The 12,302-nt window shown below is 39.5% G+C and carries 8 protein-coding genes; 1 reads left to right on the top strand and 7 read right to left on the bottom strand.

What is annotated here, in order from left to right; all coding sequences use genetic code 11:
* Window positions 1-170: 170 nt before the first annotated feature.
* From QRX25_RS08625 to xylA, 6 genes are all read right to left on the bottom strand, one after another.
* Window positions 171-1,193 carry a 2,3-butanediol dehydrogenase gene (locus QRX25_RS08625; RefSeq protein ID WP_115997443.1) on the bottom strand — a complete coding sequence of 341 codons (1,023 nt, stop codon included), beginning with the start codon at window positions 1,191-1,193 and terminating at the stop codon, window positions 171-173.
* A gap of 184 nt (window positions 1,194-1,377) precedes the next feature.
* Window positions 1,378-1,914, bottom strand: coding sequence for a TetR/AcrR family transcriptional regulator (locus tag QRX25_RS08620; RefSeq protein ID WP_115997442.1), 537 nt, complete (start codon window positions 1,912-1,914; stop codon window positions 1,378-1,380).
* 381 nt (window positions 1,915-2,295) lie between these two features.
* Window positions 2,296-4,896: a phosphoenolpyruvate synthase gene (gene ppsA / locus QRX25_RS08615; protein WP_212101453.1), complete on the bottom strand. Its 2,601-nt coding sequence runs from the start codon at window positions 4,894-4,896 to the stop codon at window positions 2,296-2,298.
* Between the two features lie 243 nt (window positions 4,897-5,139).
* The gene (locus QRX25_RS08610) at window positions 5,140-5,838 is read right to left on the bottom strand and encodes a glycoside hydrolase family 11 protein (RefSeq protein WP_115997440.1); all 699 of its coding nucleotides are present in this window, start codon (window positions 5,836-5,838) and stop codon (window positions 5,140-5,142) included.
* Between the two features lie 285 nt (window positions 5,839-6,123).
* Window positions 6,124-7,623 (bottom strand): xylulokinase, encoded by a 1,500-nt coding sequence (xylB, locus tag QRX25_RS08605; RefSeq protein ID WP_115997439.1) that lies wholly within the window; start codon window positions 7,621-7,623, stop codon window positions 6,124-6,126.
* 151 nt (window positions 7,624-7,774) lie between these two features.
* Complete coding sequence (gene xylA, locus QRX25_RS08600) at window positions 7,775-9,112, bottom strand: xylose isomerase (protein WP_115997438.1); 1,338 nt, start codon at window positions 9,110-9,112, stop codon at window positions 7,775-7,777.
* Between the two features lie 268 nt (window positions 9,113-9,380).
* Between xylA and xylR the strand changes: the two genes are divergently transcribed.
* Window positions 9,381-10,535, top strand: coding sequence for a transcriptional repressor XylR (gene xylR, locus QRX25_RS08595; protein WP_115997437.1), 1,155 nt, complete (start codon window positions 9,381-9,383; stop codon window positions 10,533-10,535).
* Between the two features lie 159 nt (window positions 10,536-10,694).
* Here xylR and xynB read toward each other — a convergent pair whose 3' ends face one another.
* Window positions 10,695-12,296 (bottom strand): xylan 1,4-beta-xylosidase, encoded by a 1,602-nt coding sequence (xynB, locus tag QRX25_RS08590; protein ID WP_115997436.1) that lies wholly within the window; start codon window positions 12,294-12,296, stop codon window positions 10,695-10,697.
* Between the last annotated feature and the right edge of the window lie 6 nt (window positions 12,297-12,302).

The following is a 12,302-nucleotide window of genomic DNA, read 5'->3' as shown; positions in this document are numbered from 1 at the left end:
ACATCTTGTATCGTCCTTCACGTTACAAATGATTCAAGCAACTGCTTGTCTCTTGTTAACTGACTTCATAAATGCTTGATATGCTTGACAAAAAGTATCTTTTACACCTGAGCCATCCGGCTTTCATCACCACATAAGCAAAAGGTAAGCTCCATTATTTAATATCAAGATTAATGTGCGCCACTTAATTTAACTAGAATTTTCGCTTGAGATTTATCATGAATTAACGCTTCAAAGCCTTGTTCAGCGATATTATCTATATCAATTTTACTTGTAATAATTGATTGCGCGGGTAATCTTCCATTAGCAAATAATTCAATGACCTCATTGTAAGTTTCATTGCTGTATCCTACAGATCCCATTAATTTTGCACCACTAAAGATTAGTGAAGAAGGAACATTAAATTGGATATCTTGCGTGTGGAAGCTGATAACCATCATTGTGCCACGAACTTTAGTTGATTGAATAGCTTGATGAAATGTTGATTCGACACCTGCAGCTTCAATTGCAACATCTGCTCCATCTGGGAATAATCTCCGAATTTCTTCATCAGGTTTTACTTCTTTAGCATTAAAGACGTGTGTCGCGCCCATTTCAGTTGCTCTATCAAGTCGACTATTAAATAGATCAATAACAATAATATTAGAAGCGCCTGCAGCTTTTGCACCTAAAACAGCAAATAGCCCAATAGGTCCCGCTCCATAGACAACGACAGTATCGCCTTCTCTTACATTTGAATCCTTAATGGATTGGAAAGATACAGCTGCTGGTTCAACCATGGCTGCCAATTCTAGCGGTAAATGATCTGGAATTTTAAAAATCGTTTTTTGTGGAAGTATCACATATTCAGCAAACCCTCCGTCGATTTGTGCACCAACTGCGTCTAAAGTGATGAAACGTTCAGTTTCAGCATTTGAAGGATCTTTAAGCATCATTGGATAGATACATACTCTGTCACCTTTTTTAAATTTTGTTACATGAGAGCCAACCTCTGCAATTTCACCAGAAAATTCATGTCCAAGTACCGTCTTCTTATTCATTGGTACTGAATCTGGATGCAAGTATGCATGCAAATCAGAACCGCAAATACCAGCCCATGCCACTTTAACTTTCACATCATTTGGTTGTAATTCTTTCGTTCCTCTTTCCTCAATACGAATATCTCTTTCACCATACCACACTGCAGCTTTCATCAAAACTCCTCCTTTAATTCATTTTTTAAAGCATGAAAGCAATTTTCTTTTGCTCTTTACCTACTCATAACTCCTCTCCTCCTTTGCTATGTTCATTAATCTATCACAGGTTTTGACGAAAACGATGAGCAAAAAATAACACATGTCTCAAAGTGAGACATGTGTTTTAAAGTGGTTCATTAATCTATAAATTCTTAGAAATCTGAATTAATTCTTCTTTTGTATATGAATATTCATTGCTTAACCATTTTTTTATAATCTCAAAAAAACCACTGCAGTAGAAATCGCATAGTACCATTGGGTAATCAGAATTTTGGATTTGTTTAGAAAGCGGATCATTATATTCCATTGAAATTTCATATAAATTTCCTGCACCAAATTGAATCAATTTTTCGTATAACTCAAGGCTATTATTTTTACTGGTAAGATTAAAAAACAATTCCCGATTTAGATCTACGTATTCGATTATTTCCTCAAACAATGTATGTTCTTGATCTAAACCTCCTTTTGTTTGTTCAAAGAGGTTTATCGCGATGGAATTTGATGCATCACTAAATAGCTCATATTTATCTTCATAATGACGGTAAAATGTGCTTCTATGAATCATTGCTTTTTCACAAATATGATTAATTGTGATAGATGAAAATGTTTTTTCTTTTAATAACTCCAAAAACGCATCCTTTATTATGGTTTGTGTGCGTAAACGTGTAAAATTACTCAAGTCAAGTTTTCCTCCTATATTTAACTCCTAAGTAATGCTTGAAATTTTAATAGTTTTCATAGTCCTTCTTTTCTTTTAGTATGCCTAAATTAATAATAATTATGAAACGAGAAGAATAAAATAAATCTGGAATCATGTGAAGCGGAACGGTTTTATAATTTCCTGCACTTGTTCTTTTGCCCTACTATAATATGTCCAAATAAAAGCCCAGCTACAGGGGCATTTCCCCATAAAAAAAGCCGGATTCCTCCTTAAGAGGTTCCAGCTTTTTTTATTGTTCGATCTTTGTTAGTTCAATGGAAACTTTTTATCATTGGTGCAAATGCTGCTCCCACTACCAGTAACTCCTAGTTTAGGGCATATGAGGAGGATATCTGACGGCTATAATATTTCAATGCAGCCTTCTGTTCCATGAACGCGGATTCGCTGCCCATCTTTTATCAATCGGGTAGCATTTTCAACTCCGACAACTGCAGGTAAGCCATATTCACGCGCTATAACCGCTCCATGAGTCATCAGTCCGCCAACTTCGGTAACCAGGCCTTTTATGGATACAAACAACGGTGTCCAGCTGGGGTCAGTAAAAGAGGTGACTAATATATCTCCATCTTCCAGATCAGCATCTTCCATGTTTAAGATGACACGTGCTCGCCCCTCTATAACTCCGGAGGAAACAGGCAGACCTGCAATCGCACCGGCGGGGAGATTTTCTCGTTTGTACTCGCCTGTAATGATTTCACCATCAGACGTGATAACACGCGGCGGGGATAGTTTTTCATATAATTTGTACTCATTTTTTCGTTTGCTGATGATTTGATAATCCAGTTTATTTGCGCGTACGACTTCATGAAGTTCTTCAAAAGTGAGATAGTATATGTCTTCTTTTTCATGAATAACGCCCGCTTTCACGAGTTGTTCGGCCTCTTTCAGTAAAGCCTGCTTATAAACGAAGTAGCGACTGACCATGCCGTATTTCGGATATTCCCTAAACCCGCTGAAATTCCGGATGATGTTGATCATTCGTTTTGTTTCTTTGGCTTTTTGTTCACCATCCGGTAATTGCTTCAATCGATCTAATAACTCTTGTTCTTTCTTCAAAGCTTCCTGTCGCCCTTGCTCAAATTTCCGATGGCTGGCATTAGGCACACTGTTATTGATATTATTTAGAATCATTGGGATAAGTGCAGCCGGTTTTTCGCTCCATCGGGTTCTTGTAATATCAATTTCTCCGACGCACCGCATTCCGTATTTGTTGAGATAATCATCAATAGCGTCCCTGGTTTCCTGCCCGCCCTCAAACTTAACCAGCTCATCCATAAAGTGATCATCTTTTACCTGTTGCAAATAATCAATGACTTCCGGATACGGACGGATCACATCTGCGACATCCAATAATGCCAAACCCATTTCCGAAGTAATATTGCCTGGTACAGATTGAGAAAGCATATCTGCTGCGTTTTTTTCACCTAACCACTCGTTCATTTTTTCGTTAATCCATGATGAAGCATTCATGGCAGCTCGAATCACAGCCGAACTTTTTGGGTCAAATAAAATCTTCTTTAATTGCTGCCCGATATCTTCCAGAATAAATTCAAACAAATCCGCTCCAGATTTCGTTGTGATATTTTGTTTTAACTCTTCGATCGATGTTTGGCTTCTTTTGATCAAATCCGAAACTATTGTCGGATCGTTTTCAACTTGAGCCAGCATATCTGTATTGCCTTTGAAGGGATTCGGTGCTGTTTTATCAGGTATCGACTTAATGAAATCACGTCGCTCTATTATGGTCATAAGTGCGTCTTTTAAGAGCGGATCGTGCTGTCCCATGCCATTTAATAATACGTCTCTGCTGTCAGGTGATGCCAGATGATGTGTGACATCAACAAATAACCTTCCGCCAGCTTTACGCATGGGTGCAGGAGTAGTCAGCAGCCAAAAAGACAATCCAAGCGGTTTTATGGGATCCGTCATCATTTGTTGATGACCGACAGAAATATAGACGTGATTTTCTTGATCGCTCGCTTCAGGAACGGGGTATAACGTTGTGATCGGACGGCTCTGGACAATATAAAAAGTATCGCGGGCCAAACACCATTCGATATCTTGCGGCTGGCCAAAATAAGCTTCGATCTGTCTTCCTATGCGTGCCAGCTGTAAAATTTGTTCATCAGTCAGTGTTTGAGTCTTTTGCTGTTCAGGATCGATCTGCTGTGTTTCTGTTCCGCCTTCTTTTCGTCCATAGATAGCCAATTTTTTGGTTTCTATTCTCTTATCGACGATTTGCCCATCCCGTACTTTATAACAATCGGCAGATACCAAGCCAGAGACCAATGCTTCACCAAGTCCAAAACCGGCATCGATGGATAGCACCTTTCGGTTGGAGGTGATCGGATCAGCGGTAAATAAAATCCCCGAAGCCTGAGGGTACACCATTCTTTGAATGATAACTGATAAATAAACTTGGCTGTGGCCGAATCCATTTTGCATCCGATAGATTACCGCGCGATCCGTAAATAGGGAAGCCCAGCATTTGCTGATATGCTGCAAGATTGCATCGACGCCGATAATATTTAAATAGGTGTCTTGTTGACCGGCAAAAGAGGCATGTGGTAAATCTTCAGCAGTCGCACTAGAACGTACGGCATATGCATGTTCCTCGCCAAACCGGGAGAGATAGTGAGAAACTTCCATCACGACATCGGAAGGAATTTCTGCTTCCATAATGATTTGCCGAATTTTTCTGCTGATTTTACCAATTTGATCTCGATCCTCAACTTTCAGCATGGTCAATTGATCCAACAACGATTGTAACGTTTCGTTTTGTTCGATGGCTTTTTGATATCCTGCTGTTGTGACACAAAATCCTTCTGGGACTTGTATACCTTGAATTTTTGATAATCCCCCTAAATGTAACCCTTTTCCTCCAACGAGCAAACGCTGCATTTTTTCCAGTTCATGTAAACCGAGTACCAAAGAACTCATTCTGCATCTTCCCTTCAAAAAAAATTGACAAGAGCTTCCTAGCATGATATAATCATAATATAAGATGGATATCTATAACTATTTATCAAGAAAGCGCACGTAGACTGATTATATCACCGTGTCTGTTTTTGCGCAATATAAAAAGAACCTGGCCAAATTGGCCAGGTTCTTTCTTACTTTCCCGCTACATTAGATCATACCTTCCGATTTCATCGTACGTTTAGATTGATACCATATCAGAACCTACAAGGGTTTTCCGCCAATAGTCAGTACATTTGCAGTTACATTAGCACTGCCATTGCTTTGATATCCTTCTACCGTAAGCGCGGTTTCATACATCTTACCCATTGGCATCCCTAAGCTTTCCCACTTCTTGAAATGTTCGCTGACAGATACGGTTCCGCTCGTTCGTTTTGTCTGCCGGACACTCCAATACTGTTTAAAGGTGGCGATACCTATAATCGAAGGTTGGTTGATTCGAGTGGTCTCATAAATGTCATATGTGCCCCCATCAACAGTAAAAGTACCCTTCGGCGTTCCCGTCGGTCTGTAGGTGCCCCAATTATCGACGATGTAATATTCTATGAGCGGATCTTTCGTCCATCCATAAACACACAGATAGGAATTTCCCCCGGGATTGAAAGTTGCGTTGTAATTGATTGATATGTTTCCAAGTTGTGAGTGAGTCTTCGTTGAATCGAATTTCTTGCCTTTTCGGAATAAAGCATTCCCAATGTTACTCCACTGGGCACTGAACGCACCGCCGCTATTAAGCGTCATACTGGTATTCCCAGAGTCCTTCCACAATTCATAGTCATAGCCATCATGGGTGCCGGTCTGATTTGAGGTGATTGTAGTTGCCGCCTGTGCTGACCATGCAGGCAATGTCAGCGCCAGACTAAATAAAACCGCTAATAAAAACTTCATTCTTTTTTGTTTCATTTTGCATTCCTCCCGTTTGATCAGATTGTAATCAGGTCTTACCGTAATGTTTTGTTTATCCTCACCACCTTTCAAAAGAAGGCAGCCAGAGCGGTTATATGATTGTCCTGTTATCCCCCTAAAAAGTTTAGTTTATATTGTAATAGCTTAGCGTTTTGTATGGGAAATAGAGTAGCATTCAATGATTTTTCAAAGCCGCTTTCAATCTTATTAACACCAACTTATCTATGATGCAGCTGTAGGTATGTCAAAGTTTTCATGACCCATTACGAACCATACTTATCATTAGTTTTTTCGAAAGCTCTGCAAAGCCGTATTGAGATCCTTTGTGTGAGTATAAATTTTCTTATACAAATCGAATAGTGTTTTATATTTTTGAACATTTTGTTCTATCGGATAAAATGCAGCAGCCTCACGAATGAACTGCTCTACACATTCTTCAAGGGATTCAAACCACCCGCTTCCAAAGGCAGCCAGCATAGCAGCCCCCATGGCTGGACCTTGTTCATTTTCTAACTTAATCACCCGCGCATTGAAAATATCCGCTTGCATTTGAAGCCATGTTTCATTTTTAGCTCCCCCGCCAATAGAAACCACAGTATCAACTGATTTTCCCGCTTCACGGAACAGCTCAATTGATTCATGCAAAGAGAATGTGATGCCTTCCATTACCGCCCTCAAAAAATGCTCTCTTGTGTGGGCTCCATCCATTCCGATCAAGCTTCCCCGAATGGATGAATCAGCATGCGGCGTTCTCTCACCAACCAAATAAGGGGTGTACAGCAGTCCATTTGCTCCTATCGGAATAGATTCCACTCCCTGAAGTAATTGCTCAAACGATTCGTTTGGTGCAAACGTTCTTTTAAACCAGTCCAAGCTGTATCCTGCAGCGAGCGTGACTCCCATCGTATAAAAAGAATCCTTTTTTCCATGATTAAAAAAGTGCACTTTCCCTTTAAAGTCTCTTCCTTTGTCTTCTTCACATGAAAGTATGACCCCTGACGTCCCAATACTGCATAAAGTTTTTCCGGGAGAAAGGATACCGGCTCCAACAGCACCGCAAGCATTATCTGCTCCCCCAGCGTACACTTTTGTTTTTTCCGACAGCCCGGTCTCCGCCGCAACGTTTGGAAGCAGTGATCCCACATAATCATGGGATTCAACGAGCGGGGGACAAATATCCGCTGAAATACCAAATTGTTTGCAAATCTCATCACTCCACTCCTTGCGGGTAATATGTAAAAGCAAAGTTCCTGCCGCATCGGAGTATTCGGTGTGAATGACTCCAGTCATGCGGAATCTCACATAGTCTTTCGGAAGTAAAAAAACAGCAGTTTTTTTAAAGAGTTCGGGCTCATGTTCCTTCACCCATAACATTTTAGGTAATGTAAACCCTTCCAGAACACGGTTCTTTGTGATGTCAAGCAGTCGATCACCACATTTCTCCGTCATTCTGATACATTGAGGCGTCGTTCTGGTATCATTCCAAAGAATCGCATGACGCAACACCTGCCGATCTTGGTCAAGCAGGACTAACCCATGCATTTGTCCTGAATAGCTTATTCCGTCAATATCCTCGGCTTGAACGTTAGATATCGAAACCAATTCAGCCAATGCATTAATTGTTTGCTGCACCCAGTCTTCAGGATTTTGCTCACTATATCCCGCCTTCTCTTGGATGAGCGGATAACTTTTGGACGTTTCTGCACAAACCTTGCCGTTTTGATTAACTAAAATGGTTTTAACAGCACTCGTTCCAAGATCTATTCCAATGACATACTTCATTTTTTTACTCCTTCCCCTCTAAATAAATCCCCAATTATAGAAATTACCCGTCATAACATAACGATAAAGGAATCATGACGGGCAGTTCAGGGGTGGCTCAACTATCCCTGCTATAACTTTTTAGCGGGATCTGGAGCTTCTTTTTCATTTGTTATACTTCTAAAATGTATTGGTTTAATATCGCTTTTAATCGCTCCTGTCTCCCTGATTCGTTTTTAATTGGTTTATTATTCAGCGCATATTGCTCAAGTGTCTTGAAATTAGCTCTTCCTTCTGCAATTTCAAGACCAATCCCTTCAGAAAAGCTGCGGTAACGGTGTTGAATCACATCTTCAAACACACGATCTTCGATTAATTTGTGGGCGACTTTCAATCCTCTTGCAAATGCATCCATCCCTGCAACATGGGCATATATTAGATCATCAGGCTCAAAAGAAGATCTTCTGACCTTCGCGTCAAAGTTTAATCCGCCGCTTCCAAGGCCGCCATTTTGCAGGATTTCGTACATTGCCAATGTCGCAGAATATAAATCCGTCGGAAATTCATCCGTGTCCCAGCCTAAAAGAGGATCACCCTGATTTGCGTCAACAGAGCCAAGAAGACCATGCACTCTGGCCATGCGTAACTCATGTTCGAATGTATGCCCGGCTAATGTGGCATGATTGGCTTCAAGATTTAATTTAAAATGATTGTCCAAGCCATATTGCTTCAAAAAGGCAATGGTTGTAGCTGCATCTGTATCATATTGATGAGTAGTCGGCTCTTTTGGTTTCGGTTCAATCAAAAACTGCCCGGTATACCCGATTTCCTTCGCATAATCCACTGCCATATGCATGAATCTGGCCAAGTTATCAAGCTCAAATTTCATATCGGTGTTTAGCAATGTTTCGTATCCTTCACGGCCGCCCCAAAATACGTAGTTCTCGGCGCCAAGCTCTTTTGCCGTTTCTAACCCTTTTTTTACTTGTGCTGCAGCATATGCAAATACGTCTGCATTGCAAGAAGTCGCGGCGCCATGGACGAAACGCGGATTCGTAAACATGTTTGCAGTATTCCATAATAGCTTAACGCCGCTGTTTTTCATGTACTCTTTTATCATGCTCACGATAATATCTAAATTTTGATTTGTCTCTTTTAACGTACTGCCTTCCGGTGCAATATCCCGGTCATGAAAAGCAAAAAAAGGCGCATCCAGTTTTTCAAACATTTCAAATGCCGCTTCTACTCTCGCTCTCGCGAGATCCATACCTTTATAGTGATCCCACGGCCTTTGCATCGTAGCTGCTCCAAAAATGTCTGTGCCGTCAGCGGTAAAGGTATGCCAATAAGCAATTGAAAATCGCAAATGCTCTTTCATCGTTTTTCCGCCGATTACTTCTTGAGAATTATAATATTTAAATGCTAAAGGATTAGTGGAACCTTTCCCTTCGTAAATCACTTTGTTTACGCTTTCAAAATAGTTGACTGAACCAGAATGAGAGTGAGCCATGTGGTTTCCCCCTTAAAAATAAATTCAAAACAAATAATTCAAATTCAGGCGCATTTTATGACATACTGTAAGTAAGGCGCATGTTAGTTTGTTGCTCAAACAAACTAACATATTTTTATCTTATATAACCTCGTCAGTATTTTCAATATTTTTTTAGTTTTTTACGGATACATTAGATATAATAAAGATTAGATTCGCTATGTACTATGTTTCTCACTACAATAAAATTTCAACTTAATTTAAAGATTATACAAATGGAGTGGATTAAGTGGATATCGCTGATCAAACCTTTGTCAAAAAAGTAAACCAAAAGTTATTATTAAAGGAAATACTTAAGAATTCACCTATTTCAAGAGCAAAATTATCCGAAATGACCGGATTAAATAAATCAACTGTTTCATCACAGGTAAACACATTAATGAAAGAAAATCTTGTATTTGAAATAGGTCAGGGACAATCAAGCGGCGGAAGAAGACCGGTCATGCTTGTTTTTAATAAAAAAGCAGGATACTCCGTAGGCATAGATGTTGGTGTGGATTATATTAATGGCATTTTAACAGACCTTGAAGGGACGATCGTTCTTGATCAGCACCATCATTTGGAATGCAGCTCTCCAGAAATAACGAAAGACATTTTAATTGATATGATTCATCACTTTATTGCCAATATGCCGCAATCTCCGTACGGGCTTATCGGTATAGGCATATGCGTGCCCGGACTCATTGATAAACATCAAAAAATTGTTTTCACTCCAAACTCCAATTGGAGAGATATTGACTTAAAGTCTTTCATACAAGAGAAATTCAACGTGCCCGTTTTTATTGAAAATGAGGCAAATGCCGGTGCATATGGTGAAAAAGTATTTGGCGCAGCAAAAAATCACGATAACATGATTTATGCAAGTATCAGTACAGGGATAGGGATCGGTGTTATTATCAACAATCATTTATATAGAGGGGTTGGCGGATTCTCCGGTGAAATGGGACATATGACAATAGACTTTAATGGTCCTAAATGCAGTTGCGGAAATCGAGGCTGCTGGGAATTGTACGCTTCAGAGAAGGCTTTATTAAAATCTCTTCAGACGAAAGAGAAAAAAGTGTCCTGCCAAGATATCATAGACCTCGCCCATCTGAATGATATTGAAACTTTACATGCATTACAGAATTTTGGATTCTATTTAGGAATAGGCCTAACCAATATTCTGAATACATTCAATCCGCAAGCGATCATTTTAAGAAACAGCATCATTGAATCGCACCCTATGGTTTTAAATTCAATCAGAAGTGAAGTGTCGTCCAGGATTTATTCTCAATTAGGCAGCAGCTATGAATTATTACCATCATTCTTAGGAAAAAATGCACCAGCTTTAGGAATGTCCTCTATTGTGATTGATCATTTTCTTGATATGGTTAATCATTAATTAAAATGTTTCAATCTCTATGTTTTACGCTCATCTTTTAAGATGAGTTTTTTTGTTTTTTAAACCGAGCAGGAGAATTTCTGAAGGAATTTTCACATAGGTCACTTTCTAATATGAAAAAGGAGTTCTGAAATAGAAGCCTCCTTTTTCATGAACACATTATTTTTCTTTATAGCGAAAATATTTGAAGTCGGCCGGAATATGATTACCGCTGGTATCTTGGCATTGCATCCCTACAAAGGCTCCTGTGAAGAATCCTCCTCCACGGATGTAATCATCTGATAATTTTTTCGATTCCAATGCAATGTCAATTTTGTGCCAGTCTTCTTTGTTCAATGAATAGAAATAATAGTATTTTTCCTTTTCAATTTTCGCTTTTAAATATACATATTTTACTTCATGAGGAATAACAATTTTATTTTTTAATGGTTGTGAAAAAGAAAAGTTATCACATATTGTTAATTCAAGAATTCGGCCAAGTTCTTCATCATGCGTGACTTGAAGAGCCGTCCAGTTCTCTGTATTGTAATAGTTCACCAAACCAGCGGCTTGCTGAAAATTTTCAGGATAAAACTCAACAGCAGTTTCCGCTTCAAAATGGAAACTTTGCCACCGTCTGGTTACAAATGCCTGAGTAAATGTCGAGGTTAATGATTCATGACCGTATAATCGTAAATGATTTGGCACTTGAGTCAATGAACCTAATTCATTCGTGAACGGGATCCTTAACGTTTGAAAATTTATATTTAATTTTGCATCCTCAAATTCATCAACTTCCGGGTACGTTGCTTCAAACTCGGTTTTGTGTATAGACGGCGCTTCTGCCTCCAAGCTTCCTTCTTTTCCGCCTGCTACATAAGGCCATTCATCTTTCCAGCAGAGTTTTTGAATAGCTGTTTCTCTGCCCAAAGGGCAATATCCTCTCTGCTGAAAAATGGAATCATCGTCAGGATGAATAGGGCGTCCCGTTAAATGAGCTAAATACCACTCACCTGTATGTGTTTGAACAATGGATGCATGGCCGCATTTTTGCAGCGGATTTCCTGGATCATGCCATGACGTTAAAATTGGATTATCGGGATGAACTTCATATGGGCCCTCAATATTTGCAGAGCGGGCAATTGTAGCAGCATGTTCGAACCGTGTTCCCCCTTCTGCGGTTAATAAATAATAATAGTTCCCGATATGATAAAGGTGCGGAGCTTCTGTCAGTTTTCTATCAGTTCCTTTAAATATTACTTTCGGTTTTCCAATTAATTTTTGCTCCTCATCAGAATATTCCTGCATGACAATTCCTCCGAATGAGTGCCGATCAATACGCTGATCCCATAACATATTTAATAAATATTTTTTCCCATCCGTATCATGGAACAAAGAAGCATCAAACCCCGAGCTATTTAATCTAATCGGCTCCCCCCAATCACCATTAATCGTTTCACAAGTAACTAAATAATTATGACAATCTTTCCAAGCGCCATCTACTACCTTAACATCCGTATAGATGAGCCAAAACTTTCCGTCGCTGTAACTTAAACATGGTGCCCAGACCCCGCCTGAATCAGGGTTTCCTTTCATGTCTAATTGCGAAACTCTCTGTAATGGATGGGCAACTAAGTGCCAATTTACTAAATCTTTTGAGTGGTGTATCCGGACTCCCGGAAACCACTCAAATGTAGATACAGCGATATAATAATCCTCTCCAACCCTGCAAATACTCGGATCCGGATTAAATCCTTTAAGTACTGGATTGATAATCTTCATGCGAAA

Source organism: Bacillus sp. L381 (genome assembly GCF_030284525.1).
In the GTDB taxonomy this organism is placed as follows: Bacteria; Bacillota; Bacilli; order Bacillales; family Bacillaceae; genus Bacillus; species Bacillus amyloliquefaciens.
The sequence above is the reverse complement of the archived record's forward strand: the minus strand, read 5'-3'. Positions and strand labels throughout refer to the sequence as shown.

Excerpts from the sequence above, each read along its gene's own strand:
- QRX25_RS08625 (WP_115997443.1), bottom strand. The coding sequence starts at position 1,193 with ATGAAAGCTGCAGTGTGGTATGGTGAAAGAGATATTCGTATTGAGGAA.
- ppsA (WP_212101453.1), bottom strand. The coding sequence starts at position 4,896 with ATGAGTTCTTTGGTACTCGGTTTACATGAACTGGAAAAAATGCAGCGT.
- QRX25_RS08610 (WP_115997440.1), bottom strand. The coding sequence starts at position 5,838 with ATGAAACAAAAAAGAATGAAGTTTTTATTAGCGGTTTTATTTAGTCTG.
- xylB (WP_115997439.1), bottom strand. The coding sequence starts at position 7,623 with ATGAAGTATGTCATTGGAATAGATCTTGGAACGAGTGCTGTTAAAACC.
- xylA (WP_115997438.1), bottom strand. The coding sequence starts at position 9,112 with ATGGCTCACTCTCATTCTGGTTCAGTCAACTATTTTGAAAGCGTAAAC.
- xynB (WP_115997436.1), bottom strand. The coding sequence starts at position 12,296 with ATGAAGATTATCAATCCAGTACTTAAAGGATTTAATCCGGATCCGAGT.